Below are 21,132 nucleotides of genomic sequence, written 5' to 3' on the forward strand. Positions count from 1 at the left end.
GGCCCAACGCTCATTAGGCCGAGAGGCGACGGACGGCAGGCTCCGGGCACGCGGCCGGAAGCCTTGGGGCCGCTTGCGCACCTGCCAGCCTTTGAGCTGCAAGATGCGTTGGATCGGCTCGCGGTTCTCCCCCAGGACGCACGCCAGACGGCGATAGCCGTAGGTGGGGAACTGCTCCAGGGCAAGCTTCACTCTCTTGGTTAACTCAGTATTGATCGTGCGTTGCCGCGGCCTCGGACGGTAATACAACGTCCGCCGGGGAATCCCCAACCACTGACAGAGTTTGACGAGCGACACCACGTTGATCTTACCCAGTAATCGTGGACATCGATCTAAGCGATCATTCGGGCCTCGAAGGCCTCTGGGCTGATCATCCCGATTGCACTGTGCCGGCGCTGCCGGTTGTAGTCCAACTCGATGTACTCGAACACCTGCCGCCGCATGGCTTCCCGAGTCTCGAATCGCTCGCCATGGATAGCCTCGACCTTGAGGCTGTGGAAGAAGCTCTCGGCGCAGGCATTGTCGTAGCAGTTGCCCTTAGCGCTCATGCTGCACGTGAGGCCGTGCTTGGTCAGCAGCGACTGGTACAGCGTCGAGCAATACTGGCCCCCGTGGTCTGAATGGACGATCACCCCCTTCGGCATCTTCCGGTTCCACAGGGCCATCTGCAGGGCGTCGCCGACCAGGTCAGCGGTCATCCGCTCGCTCATCGCCCAGCCGATCACCTTGCGTGAGTACAGGTCGATCAGCACCGCCAGGTAGAGCCAGCCTTCACCGGTCGCCAGATTCGTGATGTCACCAACCCACTTTCGGTTCGGCGCTTCAGCGGTGAAGTCCTGTTTCAGCAGGTTGGGGGCCACCGGCAGCGTGTGACGCGAGTTCGTGGTGGCCTTGTACTTGCGTGCCGCCTTGGCGCGTAGGCCCTGCCGCTTAAGGCTGGCAGCGCCGTGGAGACGGTTTACCGCCACGCTGTCGCCAGGCGTAGTAGCCACTGCGAGCGACACCGTGAACTGCACACATGCGCTGGATGCTGAATGCCTGACGATGCTGATGGATGAAGGCGTACTTCACTTCAGGCTCTTGGCAAAGTACACCGCGGCTTTTTTTGCGATTTCAAGCTCTTCCGACTTCTCGGCCAGCTGACGCTTGAGCCGGGCATTCTCGTCGGCCAGGACTTGTTCGCGCGCTGAGGCACTTTGCTGCTGCTGGGCCTTGGCGCGCCACTGATAGAGCTGGCTGGGCTGAAGGCCAAGCTCTCGGGCGGCGGCACTGATGCCGACACGGTCGGCGAGAGCCAGGGCCTCGTCCTTGTAGGCCTGGGAGTAACGGGTACGGGTCTTCTTCATCGACGCTGCTTGCCTTGCCATGGGTCACCTCGTTCAGTGTACTGCCTTAACGGGGTGTCCACTGCTGCTGGGCAAGATCACAGCTGCTGTGGTCTTGCCCTTGAAGATGTCCATGACCACGGAGGCCTTGCGCTTCGCGGTCCATCGCTTGATGGGGTTGTCGTCAGTCGTTCTGTCCTCCTGATGGCTGCACTATAGCCTGTGCAGCTCGGGAGGGGGCACTTCAGGCAGGCCGATAATGAGGCAGCGTTGGAATCCGCTGGACAGCCAGGCGCCGCTCCCATGCCAGCAACTCCCCATGCCAGCAACTCCTCCAGGGCAAGTTGTTGCTCGCCGGCGTACTCGCCAAGTGCCATCTGCCGAGACGAGGCATGAAACAGATGGCCTAACCAGTAAGCTTGTGTGGTCGTCAGTTCCATCGTGGTGTTCTCCGACAGGTGAAGAGCACCAGTGTGATGGGGAGTGGTCAGGCCCGGTAGATGGGGTTTATGGAGCGCTTACACATTTACCGCTAGCTTAGGCAGTTGGCGGAGGACCATCACGGGCGATGGTCCTCCGCCTATTTGCACTTATCGGGCATGGTGTGCCCTTTGGTCTTTCGGTTATTGGTCCAGGGTGTTCAGGATCTGCCAGGCGGCTTCCACCCGTTCGCCGTTGGGGTAGCGTTTGTTGGCGAGGATAACGATGCCCCGTTCCCGGGAGGGGATAAAGGCGGCGTAGGCGCCAAAGCCGCCGGTGGAGCCGGTCTTGTGATACCAGCGCTGGGGCTGAGGCTCGCCAGAGGTTGCCAGCATGGTAACGGCCTGGGGCTCGAGGGCCATCTCGGCGGTGGTGCCTGCCATCAGGGTCTCCAGTGTCGTTGGCAGGGCATAGCTTTCCCAGCCCAGGCCCTGCTGCATGTCACCGACGGCGGCGTAGCCGTGATGGGTGGTCAGCAGGGCTTTTGCCATGCGCTGGTCGTCCGGGGTGTTCTGGTTGCCGTGATAGGCATCGATGTTGGCCTGGATGAAGCGGGCCATGTCCAGCGCTGTGGTCTTGATGCCGTAGGCCTCGGCATCCAGCGGGCCTGGGTTGACGCGTACCGGCTCATCACCGTTGTAGCCTTGGGCGTAGTGGTGGGCCTGGTCGTCGGGCACCGTAAGCCAGGTGGCATTGAGGCCAAGTGTGGGCAGTACGCTGTCCTGCATCAGCTCAGCGAAGCTTGCTCCGTAGCTCTGGGCTGCGAGCAGGCCGAACAGGCCGATACTGGGGTTCGAATAAAGTCGCTGGGTGCCGGCGGCGAAGTCCGGCTGCCAGTTCACGAAGTAGTCGTGAATGGTGTCGTCGTCGACGCCCGAGGGAAACTGCAGCGGGAAGCCACCGGCGGTGTAGGTGGCAAGCTCTGCCATGCTGACGTCGCCGACCGGTCGGCCGCTGAAACGGGGCTCGATGCTGGCGGCGGTGTCATCCAGCGCGAAGCCGCCGTTCTCGTGCACCCAGGCACCCAGCGCCGCGGTAAAGGTCTTGCTGAGTGAGCCAACCTCGAACAGCGTGTCGTTGGTAAGCTCGGCGGTGGTGTCGGAGCCGGATTCCTGCGTCGCGACGCCGTAGTGGCTGAGGCACACCTCGCCCGCATCGATCACCGCTACCGACATGCCGGGAATCCCATGCCGGTCCATCAACGCCTGCGCTGTCTTGTCGAGCTGAGCGTTCTGGCAAGCTGGCGGACTTGCGTAAGCGAAGGACGACAGCAGTAGAGCGCACAGGGGGGGTAGGTGACGCAACGTCATGACAAGCTCCAGATGAGCCGGCATTAGCTGCCGGGGTCGTGAGAAGGGGGCGATGGTGTACAGCTGGCGGCCCGGTCGGAGCCGCTCCACGGGATTATCGGCTTATTGTGCTGTACACGTCATCTCTCACCCGCTATCACCAACCCTCATTGTCTTTTACGTTTCCATATCTCACTTTAGGGCTTGGTTCTTGGTCCCTCTTTACCCCTTCTCTTTGTCCTCTCTCTTTGCCACCCTCGCTTTTCCTCCTTTCTTCCCTTCGCGCTATGGCCCTGACGGTATAAAAGACCGCTTGTAGTTTGAGCCCGCCGAGTCGTAGTTGGAGAACTATGTTGCCGGCGGGAGGGCTTTAGCTAGGGACCGTCAGGCCGCGTTGCACTGCTGGACGCTCGAGGAAGGCGCTGAGTCCCCGCTTGACCTGGAGGAAGTCGTCGTAGCCGACCAGCTCGCCGGCACCGTAACGCTCAACCAGGTTGCGCACCCATGGGAAGATCGCGATATCCGCTATCGAGTAGTCATCCCCCAGCACCCATTGGCGGTCTTCCAGCTGCTTGTCGAGCACACCGAGCAGCCGTCGGGCCTCGTCGAGGTAGCGCTGCAAGGGTCGCTTGTCCTCGAACTCCTTACCGCCGAAGAAATGGAAGAAACCGACCTGGCCAAACATGGGACCGACGCCGCCAACCTGAAACATCAGCCATTGAAGGGCCTGATAGTACGCCTGGGGGGACTGTGGCAGCAGTTGCCCGCTCTTGTCGGCGAGATAGAGCAGAATGGTTCCTGACTCGAACAGCGTGAGTGGCTTGCCCTCCGGCCCGTCCGGGTCGAGGATCGCCGGAATCTTGTTATTGGGACTGAGAGAGAGAAACTCCGGAGAGTGCTGGTCCTTGCTGTCGAAGTTGATTCGGTGAGCCTCGTAGGCCAGCCCGATTTCTTCCAGCATGATCGATATCTTGACGCCATTGGGCGTCGGCAGGGAGTAGAGCTGGAGGCGATCCGGGTGACTGGGGGGCCATTTCTGGGTAATCGGAAAGCGAGACAGGTCAGTCATGGGGCGTTCCTTCGTCCAGGCGGAAGAGTGCTTGATGGTATCACCGCTGGCCGCCGGTTAGGCGCCGGGTCTGCGCCCAAAGAAGCACGCCACATCCCCTTGCAAGGGCGCGTGGTTCGGCGTGGCTGACAAGGCGCGTCCCTGGGCGCCTTTAAGCTAGGCGCGGGCCTGGGCGCCTTAAGCTAGCCTCGTCACTGATCTCTGTGTAGGTGCTTAGCCGGCGGTGGTTAGTGGGGCCGACTGGGCCAGACCTGTTCAAGGGTTTCCAGCGCCGCTTGCAGTGGAGCGTCAGCGGTACGCTCTCGCCGCCAGATGAAACAGAGCGCACAGTCCAGCGCCACTCCCTCGACGATGGTCAGGCCGCTGCGTTGGCGCTCGGCCAGGGCTAGCGAATCACGGGCCAGGCTAAGACCCACTCCGGCGCGTACCAGATCGAGCATGCAGGCTTCCTGGTCGACCTGGGCGACCCGCCTGGGCGTCACGCCGCTTTGCTGCATGGCGCGCTTGAGCAGGCGATGGTGCACTGAATCTGCCGGTGTGACGATCCAGGGCAGGCTGGCCAGGACGGGCCATGCCGTGTCCGCAACCCGTGACTCCCAGCCAGATGGGGCCACCACATGATAACGAAAGTGCGTCAGTTCAACGTGTGCCAGCGCCGGTGAGGTGCTGCTGGCACCGACACCTGGTGGCGCCAGGTAGAAGGCCGCGTCCAGCTCCCCTCGCTCGACCCGCGACAGGGCGACACCACTCATGCCATGACGCAGCTCAGTTTCGAGTTGCGGCGCGCGCTCGACCAGTACCTTGAGGAAGCTGCCCAGGCGGATGAACTCAGGATCGATGATGGTGCCGATTCTCAGCAGACCGCGCACTGTCGTGTGCAGTGAGCGGGCCATCTGATCGAACACCCGGGCGCTCTCCAGCGCCTTCTCGGCGGTGGGCAGCAGTGCCTGACCGTCCGCGGTCAGCTCCAGTCCCTGGGGGCGGCGGTGGAACAGCGTCAGACCCAGCGTTGCCTGCAGCTGCTTCAACTTTAGGCTAATCGCCGGCTGGGTGAGGTGCAGTGCCTCGGCGGCCCGAGAGACGCTGCCGAGGCGCGCTACCGTGACGAATGCTCGCAGTGTGGGGTAGTCCTGCATGGCGCCTTCCTTTGATCGAGCGTGATATTTGAAAACTTTATATCTGGGTTCCAAATAACTCAATTGCTCCGATCCCCATCAGCGATAGGCTGTACAGCGATAAGACGAGCAGGCTGGACACCTTTTTGCAGACGCCCAGGCTCGATTTACTTAAACAATGCTTATAAAGGAGTACCCCATGACCTCGACGATTCCTCACTTTATCGGCGGCCAGAGAGACGAAGGTGCATCCCTGGGCCATCAGGACGTCTACAACCCGGCGACCGGCCAGGTCAGCGGGCGCGTGGCGTTGGCTTCCGCCAACGAGATCGACAAGGCGGTGGAGGTGGCCAAGGCGGCCTTCCCGAGCTGGGCCGACACCCCGCCCATCCGTCGCGCCCGGGTGATGTTCCGCTTCCTCGAATTGCTCAACGCCAACAAGGATGCCCTGGCCGAGGCGATCACCCGTGAGCACGGCAAGGTCTTCACCGATGCCCAGGGCGAGGTGGCACGGGGTATCGACATCGTCGAGTTCGCCTGTGGTATCCCGCAGCTGCTCAAGGGCGACTTCACCGACCAGGTCAGCACCGGCATCGACAACTGGACCCTGCGTCAGCCGCTAGGCGTGGTCGCCGGCATTACGCCGTTCAATTTCCCGGCCATGGTGCCGATGTGGATGTTCCCGGTCGCCATCGCCGCCGGCAACAGCTTTATCCTCAAGCCCAGCCCCACCGATCCCAGTGCCTCGCTGATGATGGCGGACCTGCTCAAGCAGGCCGGGCTGCCCGACGGCGTGTTCAACGTGGTCCAGGGCGGGAAGGAAACGGTGGACGCGCTGATCGATCATCCTGACGTCAAGGCGCTGTCCTTCGTCGGTTCCACCCCCATCGCCAACCTGATCTACCAGCGCGGTGCTGCCCTCGGCAAGCGTGTGCAGGCCCTTGGTGGCGCCAAGAACCACATGGTGGTGATGCCCGACGCTGATCTCGACAAGGCGGTGGACGCCCTGATCGGTGCGGCCTATGGCTCCGCCGGCGAGCGTTGCATGGCCATCAGTGTGGCGGTGCTGGTCGGTGATGTGGCCGACGATGTGGTGGCGCGGGTCGCCGAGCGGGCACGCAACCTCAAGGTCAAGGACGGCATGCAGCTGGACGCCGAGATGGGACCCATCGTCACCGCCCAGGCCCACCAGCGGATTACCGGCTATATCGACAAGGGCGTCGAGGAGGGTGCCGCGCTGGTAGTTGATGGCCGCGACTTCGACGCCAGCCATACCGGTGAAGGCTGCAGCGAGGGCTTCTGGATGGGCGGCACCCTGTTCGATCACGTGACGCCAGAGATGACGATCTACCGCGAGGAGATCTTCGGCCCGGTGCTGGCCTGCGTGCGCGTGCCGGACGTGGCCACCGCCATCGAGCTGATCAACGACCATGAGTTCGGCAACGGCGTTAGCTGCTTCACCGAGAGCGGCAAGGTGGCCCGCGAGTTCGGCCGTCGTATCCAGGTGGGCATGGTCGGCATCAATGTGCCGATTCCGGTGCCCATGGCATGGCATGGCTTCGGTGGCTGGAAGCGTTCGCTGTTTGGCGACATGCACGCCTACGGCGAAGAGGGCGTGCGCTTCTACACCAAGCAGAAGTCGATCATGCAGCGCTGGTCCGACTCCATCGAGGCGGGCGCGGAGTTCGTGATGCCGACCGCCAAATAATGCCCTGAACCGAGGGATTCGTGATGACAACCGCACAACAATACGACAGCGAGTTTGACTACATCGTGGTCGGAGCAGGCACCGCTGGGTGTCTGCTGGCCAATCGCTTGAGCGCCGACCCGAACAACCGGGTGCTGCTGATCGAGGCCGGTGGTCGCGACAACTACCACTGGATCCACGTACCGGTGGGCTACCTGTACTGCATCGACAACCCGCGCACAGACTGGCGCTTTCGCACCGATCCAGACGCGGGCCTCAACGGGCGCTCGCTGTTGTACCCGCGCGGCAAGACGCTCGGTGGCTGCTCGAGCATCAACGGCATGATCTACATGCGCGGCCAGGCCCGGGACTACAACCACTGGGCCGACGTCACCGGCGACGAGCAGTGGCGTTGGGAGCACTGCCTGCCGGCTTTCATCCAGCACGAGGATCATTATCGCCTGGACGAGGGCGGTGACGCCGACGCCGCCCACCGGGACTTTCACGGTCACGGTGGCGAGTGGCGCATCGAAAAGCAGCGGTTGAACTGGCAGGTGCTGGATGACTTCGCCGAGGCGGCGGTCCAGGCGGGGATTCCACGTACCCAGGACTTCAACCGTGGCAGCAACGAAGGCGTCGATTACTTCGAGGTCAATCAGCGCTCCGGCTGGCGCTGGAACACCGCCAAGGCGTTTCTGCGTCCGGCGCTCAAGCGGCCGAACCTGACCCTGTGGCACTCCACCCAGGTCAACCGGCTGATCGTCGCGGGCGGCGAGGCTGACGGCGAGAAGCGCTGTGAAGGAGTCGAGGTCAAGCGTGAGGGCACCACCCAGGTGGCCAGGGCGCGCCGTGAGGTGGTGCTGTCCGCCGGCGCCATCGGCTCCCCCCAGATCCTGCAGCTCTCCGGCATCGGGCCTGGTGAGCTGCTCAAGCAGCACGGCATCGACGTCGTCCACGAACTGCCGGGGGTCGGCGAGAACCTGCAGGACCACCTGCAGATTCGCTCGGTGTATCGGGTCAAGGGCGCCAAGACCCTCAACACCATGGCCAGCACCCTGTGGGGCAAGGCCGGTATCGGGGTGGAGTACCTGCTCAAGCGCACCGGCCCGATGAGCATGGCACCGTCGCAGCTCGGCATCTTCACCCGCAGCAGCGACGAGCATGAGCACCCCAACATCCAGTACCACGTCCAGCCCCTGAGTCTGGAAGCCTTCGGTCAGCCGTTGCATCCCTATCCGGCGGTGACGGCCAGCGTCTGCAACCTGAATCCGACCAGTCGCGGCAGCGTCAGGATCCAGAGCGCCGACCCGGCCCAGGCGCCGTCCATCGCCCCCAACTACCTGAGCACCGATGAGGACCGGCGGGTGGCGGCGGACTCGCTGCGCGTGACCCGCAGGATCGCCGAGCAGCAAGCCTTCGCCAAGTACGAACCGGAAGAGGTCAAGCCCGGCATCCAGTACCAGACCGATGAGGAGTTGTGGCGGCTCGCCGGAGACATCGGCACCACCATCTTTCACCCGGTCGGTACCACCCGGATGGGCCAGGCCGACGATCCCATGGCGGTGGTCGACTCGCGCTTGCGGGTGAGGGGTATCCAGGGGCTGCGGGTGGCGGACGCCGGCGTCATGCCGACCATCACCAGCGGCAATACCAACTCACCGACCTTGATGATCGCCGAGCGAGCGGCAGGCTGGATGCTCGAGGGGGCTGCGAGCAGGCCGTAGGGGGTGTTACGGCATCTGGTCGGCCCTTGAACCTGCCAGCGCACTTCCATCGAGGTGTTGGGGAGGGGGGATAGGGTCGACGCCGTGACGGTTGTTGCCATGACCACCGGTACTGACGCTGACACCACTCAACGAATTCGCTGGAATGTTGCGGTTGATCGGCACCACCATGACCCAGTCGAGCCCAGCGGCGATGGGGGCAAGGCCCATGCCGTCACCCAGTGACAGCACGGCATCACTGAGTTCATCGACCGGTCGAGCCGCCATGGGCGCCTGAATCACGGTGTTCGTTAGATGTTCAACGCTTGCCATGTTGGCGTCGGTGATCGGCGCCAGGCTATCGCCCGCGCGTTGAGTCAGTTGCCGGGTGCTGGCATCGGCCCAGGCCAGGCCTTCGGCGACGGTGCTGACGGTTGGCAGAACCGTCTGGCCGGTGGAGCTTAGCCGGCCGTCGAGCTGACCTAACAGCGTGACGCCGTCGCTGAGTGAGCTGGACAGGGGTAGGCCGTCCAGGCGTCTCGACACGTCACGGCTCTCGTCGACGAGACCTTGGATACCGTGAAGCGTGGCCTGCGTCTCGTCGATGATCGCGGTCAGGCTGGTCGCCAGCTCACCCAGCTGCTGTGCGGGGGCAAGCGTGTCCGTGACGCTATCCTGTAGTCGCTGACTGGGCCGCGACAGCTGGCCCCCAATATCACGGTTCACGCCCGTCAGCTCGACCGCCAGGGTATTGCTCAGGGTAGTGCGTCCCAGCAGCGCGGTAGCCGCAAGCGTACTTTTGTCGTCACTGCCGACGCTGTCCACCAGGCCGATGACGGCTTGCTCATCCAGCCTGGGAATACCGCTATGACGCGACACGCTGCGGGCTGCGACGCCGGCGAGACCGTTATCATTGTGCTGTCCTCCCAGGACGATACCTGCCAGGCTGACCCATTCGCCGGTGCGGCTCAGCACGCTGCCACTTCCCTCCTTTAGGGCGTCTCCACCTGCCACGAGCAGGTCTGCTGCCAGTCCAGGCAGCAACAGCGAGTCGGTAGTGATCAGGAAAGGCTCCAGTCCGGCCTGTAGCACGTCTGCCACCTGGGCGGTGAGTGAGCGCTCCAGATGGCCCTGCTGTTCGGCGAGATAGAGGTCCTGTTCCCCGAATCCCAAGGCATGCCCGATACGTTGGCCGTAGCGATCCAGTGACAGTACGCGGGTGATCCGGTCATCAAAGCGGTGCAGCAGGGGAAGTGATGCCAGGGTATCCACCGCGCTGTCGATAACATCAAGTGAGCTTTCCAGATAGTCAGCCGAGCTATGCACAGCCTGCTGCGCCCCCACGCTGAGGCGATCGACACCAACGGTGTGGGCGACATTGACTCCCTGGGAGACCAGGCTGGCGCTGGCCATGCGAGCGACGGACTGGCTGACCAGCGTCGAAGAGGCGTGAGCCGATGACGACAGGGCAGGCGATGCTAAGGATGGTGATGCCAGGGCCGAGGGTGACAGCGATGCGGATACAACCTGCTCGGACGCTGACGCGCTGGCCCGTGCAGGGGGCACCGAAGGATAGGAAGCCTGTTGCGGCTGTCGGTCAGGCGACGAGCCGGCGCAGCCTGCCAGCAGGCCTGCCGACAGAATAACCGGAAGGGGAGAAAGTCGTGGGATAGCCTTGCGGATCCACCGTTGGGGTATCAGCAAGGCCTTGATCTGTCGTATTGGGTGAAATAGCACAGACTCAGACCTAGCGGTATCTCACAGCAGAGTATCGAGAAACCGCGCCTTGGCGTGCGCAACCTGTGCTGATTTGGCTTCTTTGTGGAAGAGGGCGGGGCGAGCGCGGGGCTAGTGAGGGGCGAGCTCGGGGCGAGCTCGGGGCGAGTGAGTGATTAGCGAGAGACTAGAGGGAGACTAGATAGGTACTGCAGGATCACTGAGCCAGCGAAAAAAGGCAGTTAGGCCACGGCCAAAACCCTTCCAGGCACCCGGCGCTCTGTTGTGACCAGTGCTATGACATTCGCTTTGACGGATGGCCGGTGCAGCCTCAGCTAAAAACAGCGAATTGGCGAAGCAGGCATTTATGCAGGGTGTCCCTTGCCGCTGTTTCAGCCAAGCGGGACGTTATCCCAGTAAGTGGTGGTGCAGGGTCGTTGCACCGATGCCGATCAGTACCAGACCGCCGATAATTTCTGCTCGTGGGCCAACGGCCTTGCCGAGCTTGCGACCTAACAGCATGCCCAAGGTCGCCATCAGCGTTGTGGCCGCGCCTATCGTCAATGCGGTGATCCAGATATTGGCTTCCATAAAGGCCAGGCCGACACCGACGGCCATGGCGTCGAGGCTGGTGGTGACGGCGGTCGCGATGATCAGCCACCAGCGGGTACGGTCAGTGGTGGCGCCGCAGTCGCAGCTGGCACAGTCCTTTGCCCTGGGCATCAAGCCGCTCTGGATCATCTTTCCACCGAGGGCCAGCAGCAGGAAGAAGATGATCCAATGATCCCAGTCACGAATGGTCTCATGAGCGCTGGAACCGAGCATCCAGCCGATAATCGGGGTGGTGGCCTCCACCAGGCCGAACATTAACCCTGTCTGCAGGGCCACGATAAAACGCAGCCGTCGCACGCAGGCCCCTTTGCTGACAGACGCGGCGAAGGCATCTGACGACAGGGAGAAAGCCAGCAGCAGGGTGGAGGTCGGATTCATGGTGGCTCTTTAATAGCAGTGACTGTGGTAAATGATGGCAACGTTATCGTGCTTTTTATGGGCAGAATGGCAGCGGTGTGATGGCGGTCATGACCGTTGTTGAAACTCCAGCATCGTAGCGCTTTTAGTGCCTATGGCCTCTGCTGATGTCTGCGATGACGCGTTGTGAGTCATGCTCGCTGACAAAAGCCACTTGAGACGCGCCCTTTAAGAAAGCCCGATGGCACAAGCCCGTCCAACAATGTCATCGAAAAAAATGACTCAGACACGCGCCTTTCGGCTATCACTGCCATAGCGACATTGCATGGGATATTAGCGTCTTGTTGACAGGATGCAACTCTTTACCAAGGCTGCAAGATTAAGCTAAAACAAAGACCTATAGCTTCTGCTATACGTTATAGGAAAGGCAGGGCAGGGGCGGAATAGTCCTATGGTCAGGTGATCGGCAATAGCAGAATGCGGCGAAGAAAGGAACGCAAGGGCCGGCAGGAGAAACCGGCCGAAGAGGGTGGTAGCGATGCTCATGTGCAGAAGGTGATGCAGTAGTATGCGCAAAGATGTTTTCTATACGGGTGGCAGTATTGCTTGCACGAGTGACATGCATCTGGGCAGCGCTTGTCTGCCTGCTAGACCTTTAACGCATCTTCCAACATCTTGACGATGACCAGCCCAGGCTTTGCGGGCAGATGGTCGCCGGCGTAGTGACGTATGCTGGTGACACTGTCTCTCAGCTTTCTATGGCGATCCTTCAGCCGGGCAAGCTCCTCAGCCATTTCACCCCGGTCACTCTGCGCTGGAAAGGCCTTTGTGGAGGGTTGGCCGCCGCTGGCGGTATCGTTGCGACTTGCAGTCACCGTTATCTCCCGACCGTTTTTCAGGTCAAGTGAAAGGTGCGCGCGAAGGCGAGCACACCTACTGAGCGCACTGTGACATGGTCCATGTCGCTTCGACATAGTGATCAGGAGGTAGCTTGCCTGAAGAAGCGAGGTAACGGCGCTGGCAACCCCCTCGTGGTCGGATGGATGGCAGGCCGCAGGCGGCACATGGTGGCCGCCGTGACGCCTTGTTTGTCGCTGGCGGTCTATGGCGCCGGATCGTGGAACTCGGGCACGGCGACGGCATCGTTATGCGTCACGATTTCCTCCAGCTGCTGGCAAAAGGTACTGAAGGCGTCGCTGGCGTGACCCGGACGGCGATGCATCTCAATTTCAACCTGGCCGAGAGCCGGCAGACCGTGGGCGTCATCCAGAATCCGGCAGCCCTCGGGAACGCTGCGGGGCGTCTTGACGGTCACGGCCAGGCCTGCTTGAACGGGCAGGTTGATGCCAGTCGGTGATTGGCTCGAGTAGCGCAACTCCCAGGCGCGTTCCTGCTTGCCCAGGGCCGCCAGGGCATGGGCTCTGAAGATGCACCCTTCAGGGTTGAGGGCGAGCGGCAGGCGCCGGCCGCGGGTAGGGTCTGCTCCTTGGGCGGCAACCCACACCATCGGCTCCCACCCAAGCAGCTGGCCGGACTGGGTAGGGCCATGGCGAATCGAGAGCACCACGTCCAATAGCCCCTGCTGGAAGCTATCCACCAGGCCAGCACTGATGCCGCAGATAACCTCGATACGTGTGCTGGGATAAGCCTCGGCAAAGCGTGGCAGCAGCTCCGGCAGGTAGGCGCTGGCCTGTTCTTCCGAGGTGCCAAAGCGAATCTTTTCACCCTGTTGATGATCTCCCAGCGCGGCTTTGGCCTCATCTTCCAGGGTCAGCATGTGTCGGGCATAGGGCAGCAGGCGCTCCCCGTCCGCCGTCAGCAGTACGCTGCGACTGGTGCGCTCGAACAGGGGGGTGTGCATCTGATCTTCGAGCCGTTTGATCTGCAGGCTGACGGCGGATTGGGTGCGATGCAGCACCCGTCCTGCGGCGCTGAAGCCTTGGCACTCGGCCACGGTGACGAAGGCGCGGAGCAGGTCTGTGTCCATGATTAATGAGCCTTTGAAATAAGTAGTATCTCAACCATTCATTTCTATTATGGAGAGCCGCTCCCTATCCTGTCCAGCAACACACCAGACAGGCAGGAGCTTCTCATGCAGGCCACCGATGCGCCCACCACGTCCTCGTTGGACGGTCTGATCGACCTTGAGCACTACCCGATTCATGACCTGGACGGCGAGTCCGGCCGGGCGCTGATCCAGCGCTGTCACGCTCAGCTGGCCGACGACGGCTGCGTGGTGCTCAAGAACTTCGTGCCGGCCGATGCGCTGGCGCGGCTGGAGCGCGAGACCGAAAGGCTCTCACCGGATGCTCACTACAATCAGACCGAAACGAATCCCTACAACAACGCCGGGGATCCCGAGCGGCCCGCGTCGCATCCGCTTAATCGCTTCGACGATCGCACCAACGGCTTTGTCGCCGGTGACCGCATCGGTGAAGACACGATCATTCGTCAGGTCTACCAGCATCCGGACTTCCAGCGCTTTATCGCCACCGTGGTGGGCATGGAGGAGATTCATCAGTATGCCGACCCGCTGGCGGACCTGGTGGTCAATGTGCTGAGAGAGGGCTGCCAGCATCCGTGGCATTACGACACCAACGAATTCATCGTCACCATGATGACTCGCCAGTCCCACGGCGGTGGGCGCTTCGAGTACGCCCCCGGCATTCGTAGTCCTGAAGGCGAGAGCTTCGAAGAGGTCGAAAAGGTGCTGGATGGCGATCGCTCGCGTCTCAAGGCGCTGGATCTGCAGCCGGGTGACCTGCAGGTCTTCTTTGGCCGCTACTCTCTGCATCGCGTGACGCCGGTGGAAGGCCAGAAAGAGCGCCACACCGTGATCTTCGCCTACGCCAAGGAGCCGGGTTTCATCGGCCGCCCAGAGCGCGCCCAACGTATTTTCGGCCGTATGGCGCCGATTCACGAGACCCTCCTGAAGGAAGGCATGAATCGTACCGATTCCCTGGCGGATTAAGCGTGGAGTGCGGCGGCCGGGTTCTAGCTGAGCGTCTCAGGGCCCTGTCCCAGAGAGCCCCGTCCCAGAGAGCCCGTCCATAGAGCTCCGGACAGGCCGCACCCAGCGTGATTTTCTGCCCGTTTGAACAGGACCCTGACATGAGCATCGTCGACTTCGACAACCTTACCGACAATGAACCGGATCACATTCCCGTGGTGCCATCAGCGCCGATGGCCAACGGCGATAGCATCCCCACGGCGTTTGACCCGAAACAGCTGCGCGCCGGGCGCCTTGCGCGGCTGCGCGCGACGATGGCGGAGCAAGGCTACGCCGCCATGGTACTGTTCGACCCCAACAACCAGCGCTATGCCACCGGGTCGCGCAACATGTTCGGCTACTTCCTGCGCAACTCGACCCGCTACATCTATGTGCCCCTGGAAGGGCCGGTGATCCTGTTCGAATACCCGGGCAGCGCCCACGTCTCTACCTGGCTCGAGACCATCGATGAATCGCGCACGTCCAAGGTGGTGTGGTCCGCCGTCAATCAGCGCGACAACCTCTCTTCGGACCCCTTCGGTGTGGAGATCGCCGAGCTGATCGAAGAGCACGGGCGCGGCAACCGCAAGATCGGGCTGGATCGCTGTGCGCTCAACCTGGCCCGTTCGCTCGAGGCCCAGGGCCTTGAGGTCTTCGACTGCATGCAGGACACCCTGCACTGTCGGCGCATCAAGACCCCGGAAGAGATCGCCTGTCTGGCCCAGTCCATGGCCGGCAGCGAGGCGGCAGTCGCTGAGGTTGAAGCCGCGATCAAGCCCGGCATCACCGAGAACGAACTGTTCGCGGTCATGTACGGCAACGTCATCCGGCAGGGCGGCGAATTCATCGAGACCCGTCTGCTGTCGTCCGGCCCGCGTACCAACCCCTGGTTCAATGAGGCCAGTGACCGGGTCATCCGTCCGGGCGAGCTGGTGGCGCTGGACACCGATACCATCGGTTGTCACGGCTACTATTCGGACTTTTCGCGTACCTTCCACGTCGGCCCGAATCGCCCCAGCGCCTACCAGAAGGAGCTGTATCGGATGGCCTACGACCAGGTGCACCACAATATGGGCATCCTGAAGCCAGGTATAAGCTATCGCGAGATCGCCGAGCAGGCCTGGAAGATCCCCGAGCGTTTCTTGGACCGTCGCTACCCCTCCATCATTCACGGCGTCGGCATGCACGGTGAAACGCCACTGGTCGCCCACCATATGGACTTTGATCGCTTCTCCAAGGATGGCGTGCTTGAGCCAGGCATGGTGGTGTCCGTGGAGAGCTACATCGGCGAGGTGGGCGCCGCCGACGGGGTCAAGCTGGAAGAAGAGGTGCTGATCACCGACACCGGCGTCGAAAAGCTGTCCCGCTATCCCTTCGACGAGGCCCTGCTCGACCGCCAGTTCTGAGCCGCAGCATCTGCGTACCATGCTGCGCCGGGCTGCATGTGAGATGGCCGCCCGGCGCTGACGCCTTGTAAGAAAGTCATATCGAGAGTTTTGATGAAAGACGTGAATCATTGGATCGGCGGTGAGTCACAGCCGTCCCAGCGCCATCTGGATGTCATCAACCCGGCCACCGCCGAGCCGGTCGGGCGTGTCGCCCTGGGCGACGCTGCTACCGTCGAGTGTGCCATCGAGGCGGCCCGCCGCGCCCAGCCTGCCTGGCGCGACACCCCGCCGGCCAAGCGCGCCCAGGTGATGTATCGCTTCAAGATGCTGCTGGAGCGCGACGCCGACGAGATCTGCGCGCTGGTCAGCGAAGAGCACGGCAAGGTGCTGGAAGACGCCATGGGCGAGCTCAAGCGCGGTATCGAGAACGTCGAGTACGCCTGCGGCGTGCCGGAGCTGCTGAAGGGGGAATATTCCCACAACGCGGGACCGGCCATCGACACCTGGTCGAATCATCAGCCCCTGGGCATCGTGGCCGGGATCACGCCGTTCAACTTCCCCGCCATGGTGCCGCTGTGGATGTATCCGATGGCGCTGGCCTGCGGCAACGCCTTTATCCTCAAACCCTCCGAGCAGGTGCCGTCGGCAGCCGTGAAGATGGCCGAACTGCTGGCTGAGGCTGGACTGCCGGATGGTCTGTTCAGCGTTGTCCACGGCGACCGGGAGGTGGTCGAGGCGCTGATCGATGCGCGCGATGTGAAGGCGGTGTCCTTCGTCGGATCGACCCCGGTGGCCAAGGCCATCTACCAGCGTGGCGCCGAGAACGGCAAGCGCGTGCAGGCGCTCGGGGGTGCCAAGAACCACGCCGTGGTGCTGCCCGATGCCGACCTGGACAACGCGGCCAGTACCTTGATCGGGGCCGCTTACGGCAGCGCCGGCGAGCGCTGCATGGCGATCAGTGTAGCGGTGTGTGTTGGTGATGACACCGCCGATGCCCTGGTGAAACGGCTCTCGCAGGAGGCCAGGGAACTCAAGATCGGTGCCGGCACCGAGCGCGGCCTCGATATGGGCGCGCTGGTCAACGCCGGCCATCGCGACAAGGTGGCAGGCTATATCCAGCAGGGTGTCGACGAGGGCGCTGAACTGATCGTGGATGGCCGTGAGCATCCGCTGGTGGCCGCTTCACCGGGGTACTTTCTCGGCGCTAGCCTGCTCGACCGGGTAACGCCGGAGATGAGCGTCTATCGTGACGAGATCTTCGGACCGGTGCTGTGTGTTGTCCGCGTGGCAAGCTTCGATGAGGCCATTGCGCTGATCAACGCTCATCAGTTTGGCAACGGTACCTGTGTGTTTACCCGCGACGGTGAGGCAGGGCGGCGCTTCGCCGATGCCATCGAGGTGGGCATGGTCGGCATCAATGTGCCGCTGCCGGTACCGGTAGCCTTTCACAGCTTTGGCGGATGGAAAGAGTCGCTGTTTGGTGACCTTCACGCCTACGGCCCCGACGCGGTGCGCTTCTACACGCGACGCAAGGCGATTTCGCAGCGCTGGCCCAGCCAGCGCCAGAAGGAGCAGGCTCAGTTCAACTTCCCCTCGCACTGAGCTCTCGCCTAACGAGCCCCATGTCGCGGGCTCGTGAGCCAAGCGCCCATCCCATCCGGTGGGCGCTTGGCGTTTCAGAGATGCCCTGCTGGCTGACGTCGATTCAAGGGGAGCGTGAGCAGTGCGATAGGCTGGGGTGGAAGGCATTGCGTGGCCGGTAGTGTGGCAGCACCGCCTGGCGCTCGGCGACGCTGGCATGCAGGCACTCGTTACCGAAGCGAGCAAAGCCGACAGGCCTCAGGTAGCGCAGCGGGGATACCAATTGGTAGAGGTTTGACAGAAACAGGGCGTAGGAGTCGACGATGTCATCGTCACGGGGCGGCGCTCCCAACAGCGGTCGGCTGTGTGGCGCCAGTGTCAGGCCATGGAGTGCGGCACGCGTCATCATCCAGTCAAGGCTGATATCAGAGAGTGCGCGCTGCTCGACGCCACCCCCTACATTCGAGTGGGCGCCTGGAAACCAGGCTTGTTCCAGCGTAGCGGTCGTGGTCTGCGGCGACCACAGGGTTGGCGCGAAGGCCTCGCGATGTTCGTCGATGGCCAGCGCCTGATAGGCATGACGGACCAAAGGGCTCAGCCTGGTATCGTGAAACTCGAACAGTCGTCGGTTGAAGTTGGCAAAGCTCCTCAGGGGAATGCCGAGACTGCCCACCGTGTCCCACACCCCGATCATGTGAATGTCTGGCATCCAGGTATAGCGTGAGGCAAAGCGCTTGGCTTCGGCGGAGTGCGGCCCCCGTCGGCGATCGCGATAGAGCCTGTACGCCCTGCACGCCAGCTGACGGTGGGCGGGCCTCAACAGCCCGGTGGTGTGAAGCAGCCCACTAAGGCTGCGTGCCGTGTAGGCGCCCCTGCTGAAGCCGAAGAGAAACAGTCGGTCGCCCGGTCGCAGCAGGTCGATGAGTTCGACATAGGCGTCGAGCAGAATGTCGGAAAGACCTAGCCCCGTGGCTCCCGACACCAGTCGCTCGTACCAGCGGCGACCGCTACCCACGCCCCGGTAGTAGCGAGTTATCGTGCCGCCCTCGGCCATGGGGTTCTCGAGCACCGCCTGGTACAGGCGACTCACGTTGGTATTGGTATCCCCATCCTGCAGGTCCGTGTCAGGCACCTGCCAGGTGCCATCGAAAAACAACGCCACGTTCTTGGCCATCGACCTTCCTTGCTCTCGCTGGCGGCGCCCGGAAAACGCCCGGTCACCGCTGTCAGTGTACGTGCAGGTGGCGGCGTCGACCTTGCGCCAGGACCAGCAGGCGGGCGAACGGGCCTAGATTGAACGGTTGGGCATAGGAGAAACGGCTGGGCATAGGAGAAACGGCTGGGCATAGGAGCATCGGCTGGGCATAGGAGAAGGGGAGGTCAGGCGTTGTTGCACCGCACGAGGGGGATATGAAGGGAGAGGAACAGATGGTGCCAGCGAGAAAGCGACGGCGGCCGTGTGGCCGCCGTCGCTACTTGGTCGCCGGATGCGCGCTGGTCAGAAACGCGTTTCCCAGGTTTCCACCACTTCCAGCTGGTCATCGACGAGATGCAGCTGACGCCACTTGTCGAAGGTCATGCAAGGATGCGACGCGCCGAAGGCCAGGACGTCACCGATACGCACGTCAGTAGCGTCGGCCGGGAGTGCGATAAAGGTATGCTGGTCCATCTGCTTGATGACCTTCCAGCCGTCTACCGACAGCGTCTGGTCGGTAGGACCGCCTTCCCGGTAGCGGCGCAGCGCTTCCGGGGCCAGGTCGAAGCCGATATCGCGCTTGCCCATCGCCACGATAGCCATGCCGGGCTCCGGCAGGGACTGCACCTGGGCAAACACCTCTAGTGCGGGCTCAAGGCCCTGGTGAAGGTCCTTGCGGCGGGACAGAACGCCGGCCTGGGCCTCCCGGTAAATACCGTGGTCATGGACGACATAGCAGCCCGGACGCAGCACTGGGGTGAACTTGCCGTCCAACCCACCGTCACGGAATTCTTCGGCGATCAGGTCATACCAGGCAGACCCTGAGGCGGTGACGATAGGCAGATCGCGCTCGATCAATCCTTCACTCGCCAGTTGCTTGACGTTGGCGATGAGCCGCTTGGCGTAGCGTCGAATCCCGGCGATGGGATCGTCACCGTGCACGACCCCTTCATAGCCTTCCAGACCGGCCAGAGCGATGCCGGGCAAGGCCTTGGCCCTGCGTGCCAGCTCGACTACCTCGGCATCGTCACGCAGGCCGCACCTTCCCCCTTCGACACCTACCTCAATCAAGATATTCAGGGTGATGCCAGCGTCACCAAAAAAAGTGCCTAATTGATCCAGGTTCTCCGCACTGTCGACGGTCACGAAGAGTTCGGCGCCTGCGCGGATCAGGTCGGCGGCGATGGCCATGTTCGCCTGGCCCACCATCTGGTTGGCCACCAGCAGCCGATTGACCCCCTCGGCAAAGGCGGCGCGGCACTGTGGCAGTGTGGCAAGGGTGATGCCCCAGGCGCCGGCATCGAGCTGACGACGAAACAGCTCAGGCGTCATCGTGGTCTTGCCGTGGGGCGCAAGCTCAGCCCCGTGTTGGCGGGCAAACTGCTGCATCCAGTCCAGGTTATGTGCCAACGGGCGCTGATGAATGACCGCAGCGGGCAAGCTGACATCCGCCAGCAGGCCACGACCGGTTTCCAGCGTGCCCTTGTGGGACCCCTTGGTATCCATTGCCGCGGCGGAGTGCGCAGGTGAGTGAGACGACAGTGACATGAGGATTCTCCTGAGAGCTGAGCGAAGGTCATGTTACGCCGGGCGTGGCCATTGGCAACCGATGAAAATTGACCTGACTACGACCTTTGTAGGAAATTTTCATAAAACTATGGATTGATGTTAGAAACTAACATAGCGTAATGACAACACCGATAGCGAGCCCTTTCGATGGGCTTATTGACCTGCCATCGCGGTAACGGCTAGGAGCCTGTCATGAGTCAGCAGATCGACATCCTGTCCCGAATCACTGCCCTTGTCGGGTCGCTGAGCGACTCGGAGCGCAAGGTGGCGGAGTTGATCTTCGAGGATATCGACTTCGTGGCCGAGGCCAGCATCACCGACATCGCCAGACGCTCTGGTGTCAGTGATGCCACCGTGACCCGCTTTGCGCGATCCGTGGGCTGTGACAACGTGCGCGATCTCAAGCTGCGCCTGAATCGAGCGCTGGCGGCAGGTCGCCGCTTCATCGAGGACGCCGACCCGGCTCGGGGCCCTGCTGCGGTATACGACGTTGCCACCCAGACGCTGGCGATCAATCGCGAACTGTTGCTCGAGGCGGACATTGCCGGCGCGGTGGAGCGACTGGACCAGGCACGTCAGATCCTGGCCTTCGGCTGCGGCGGAGGCTCCAGCGTGATGTGCCAGGAGCTGCAGTTTCGGCTGATGCGCCTCGGCTATCCGGTCAGTGCCTATCCGCATGGCCTGGTCCCGCGCATGGTCGCCGCCACCTTGGATCCTGACGATGTGGTGGTCGTGCTGTCGGTGTCCGGTTATACCCCGGAGATGGTCGAGTCGGCTCAGATTGCCAGTCAATACGGAGCCCAGGTCATCGCCCTAACCGCTGTTGGTTCGCCCCTGGCCGCAGCGGCTGATGTTGTGTTGCCTATCGCCACCCGAGAAACCGATTTCATTCTTCACCCTTCGGCGTCGCGCTACGCGCTGATGGCCGCGATCGACGTGCTGGCGCTGGAACTGGCCATGCGTCATCGCGACCAGGCGCGTGCCAAGCTGCGGCGATTGAAGATTGCACTGGATGACCATCGTGGCGGCGACAATCGTCAGCCACTGGGAGACTGAT

Annotated in this window: 15 protein-coding genes and 1 pseudogene; 6 read left to right on the forward strand and 10 right to left on the reverse strand. The window is 62.6% G+C overall.

Annotated elements, in window-relative coordinates; genetic code table 11:
- Nucleotides 1–332 precede the first annotated feature (332 nt).
- From KUV45_RS12245 to KUV45_RS12260, 4 genes and pseudogenes are all read right to left on the reverse strand, one after another.
- Nucleotides 333–1,367, reverse strand: a pseudogene (locus KUV45_RS12245) (IS3 family transposase).
- Between the two features lie 581 nt (nt 1,368–1,948).
- Nucleotides 1,949–3,115 carry a class C beta-lactamase gene (gene ampC, locus KUV45_RS12250; RefSeq protein WP_222164353.1) on the reverse strand — a complete coding sequence of 389 codons (1,167 nt, stop codon included), beginning with the start codon at nt 3,113–3,115 and terminating at the stop codon, nt 1,949–1,951.
- Nucleotides 3,116–3,464: 349 nt separating this feature from the next.
- A complete protein-coding gene (locus tag KUV45_RS12255; RefSeq protein WP_206944323.1) occupies nt 3,465–4,163 on the reverse strand; it encodes a glutathione S-transferase C-terminal domain-containing protein in 699 nt (232 codons plus the stop codon).
- Nucleotides 4,164–4,390: 227 nt separating this feature from the next.
- Nucleotides 4,391–5,299: a LysR family transcriptional regulator gene (locus KUV45_RS12260; protein WP_222164354.1), complete on the reverse strand. Its 909-nt coding sequence runs from the start codon at nt 5,297–5,299 to the stop codon at nt 4,391–4,393.
- 178 nt (nt 5,300–5,477) lie between these two features.
- On the opposite strand from KUV45_RS12260, the gene KUV45_RS12265 reads away from it, so the two are divergent.
- Nucleotides 5,478–6,986, forward strand: a complete 1,509-nt coding sequence (locus KUV45_RS12265; protein WP_222164355.1) for a CoA-acylating methylmalonate-semialdehyde dehydrogenase — start codon at nt 5,478–5,480, stop codon at nt 6,984–6,986.
- Nucleotides 6,987–7,009: 23 nt separating this feature from the next.
- On the forward strand, nt 7,010–8,689 hold the full coding sequence (locus KUV45_RS12270) for a GMC family oxidoreductase (RefSeq protein ID WP_222164356.1): 1,680 nt from the start codon (nt 7,010–7,012) through the stop codon (nt 8,687–8,689).
- Nucleotides 8,690–8,695: 6 nt separating this feature from the next.
- On the opposite strand, the gene KUV45_RS12275 is transcribed toward KUV45_RS12270, so the two are convergent.
- The 4 genes from KUV45_RS12275 to KUV45_RS12290 all read right to left on the reverse strand — a co-directional run bounded on the left by KUV45_RS12275 (nt 8,696) and on the right by KUV45_RS12290 (nt 13,340).
- On the reverse strand, nt 8,696–10,081 hold the full coding sequence (locus tag KUV45_RS12275; protein WP_222164357.1) for a hypothetical protein: 1,386 nt from the start codon (nt 10,079–10,081) through the stop codon (nt 8,696–8,698).
- Between the two features lie 711 nt (nt 10,082–10,792).
- On the reverse strand, nt 10,793–11,374 hold the full coding sequence (locus KUV45_RS12280) for a manganese efflux pump MntP family protein (protein WP_206944302.1): 582 nt from the start codon (nt 11,372–11,374) through the stop codon (nt 10,793–10,795).
- A gap of 626 nt (nt 11,375–12,000) precedes the next feature.
- Nucleotides 12,001–12,228, reverse strand: a complete 228-nt coding sequence (locus KUV45_RS12285) for a hypothetical protein (RefSeq protein ID WP_222164358.1) — start codon at nt 12,226–12,228, stop codon at nt 12,001–12,003.
- Nucleotides 12,229–12,455: 227 nt separating this feature from the next.
- A complete protein-coding gene (locus tag KUV45_RS12290) occupies nt 12,456–13,340 on the reverse strand; it encodes a LysR family transcriptional regulator (protein WP_222164359.1) in 885 nt (294 codons plus the stop codon).
- A gap of 105 nt (nt 13,341–13,445) precedes the next feature.
- Here KUV45_RS12290 and KUV45_RS12295 point away from each other — a divergent pair, with 105 nt between their 5' ends.
- The 3 genes from KUV45_RS12295 (at nt 13,446) to KUV45_RS12305 (ending at nt 17,332) form a co-directional block, all read left to right on the forward strand.
- Nucleotides 13,446–14,324: a hypothetical protein gene (locus KUV45_RS12295; RefSeq protein WP_206944297.1), complete on the forward strand. Its 879-nt coding sequence runs from the start codon at nt 13,446–13,448 to the stop codon at nt 14,322–14,324.
- 140 nt (nt 14,325–14,464) lie between these two features.
- Nucleotides 14,465–15,748 (forward strand): Xaa-Pro peptidase family protein, encoded by a 1,284-nt coding sequence (locus tag KUV45_RS12300; protein WP_206944295.1) that lies wholly within the window; start codon nt 14,465–14,467, stop codon nt 15,746–15,748.
- A gap of 93 nt (nt 15,749–15,841) precedes the next feature.
- Nucleotides 15,842–17,332, forward strand: a complete 1,491-nt coding sequence (locus KUV45_RS12305; RefSeq protein ID WP_222164360.1) for a CoA-acylating methylmalonate-semialdehyde dehydrogenase — start codon at nt 15,842–15,844, stop codon at nt 17,330–17,332.
- A 103-nt stretch (nt 17,333–17,435) separates the two neighbouring features.
- Here the strand turns inward: KUV45_RS12305 and KUV45_RS12310 are convergent, their stop codons facing one another.
- The gene (locus tag KUV45_RS12310) at nt 17,436–18,485 is read right to left on the reverse strand and encodes a DUF2235 domain-containing protein (protein ID WP_222164361.1); all 1,050 of its coding nucleotides are present in this window, start codon (nt 18,483–18,485) and stop codon (nt 17,436–17,438) included.
- A gap of 324 nt (nt 18,486–18,809) precedes the next feature.
- Nucleotides 18,810–20,054, reverse strand: coding sequence for an amino acid deaminase (locus KUV45_RS12315; RefSeq protein ID WP_374107032.1), 1,245 nt, complete (start codon nt 20,052–20,054; stop codon nt 18,810–18,812).
- A gap of 213 nt (nt 20,055–20,267) precedes the next feature.
- On the opposite strand from KUV45_RS12315, the gene KUV45_RS12320 reads away from it, so the two are divergent.
- Nucleotides 20,268–21,131, forward strand: coding sequence for a MurR/RpiR family transcriptional regulator (locus KUV45_RS12320; RefSeq protein ID WP_206944288.1), 864 nt, complete (start codon nt 20,268–20,270; stop codon nt 21,129–21,131).
- Nucleotide 21,132 lies beyond the last annotated feature (1 nt).

The sequence above is a fragment of the Halomonas sp. DP3Y7-2 genome (assembly GCF_019800795.1).
Lineage (GTDB): Bacteria > Pseudomonadota > Gammaproteobacteria > Pseudomonadales > Halomonadaceae > Halomonas > Halomonas litopenaei_A.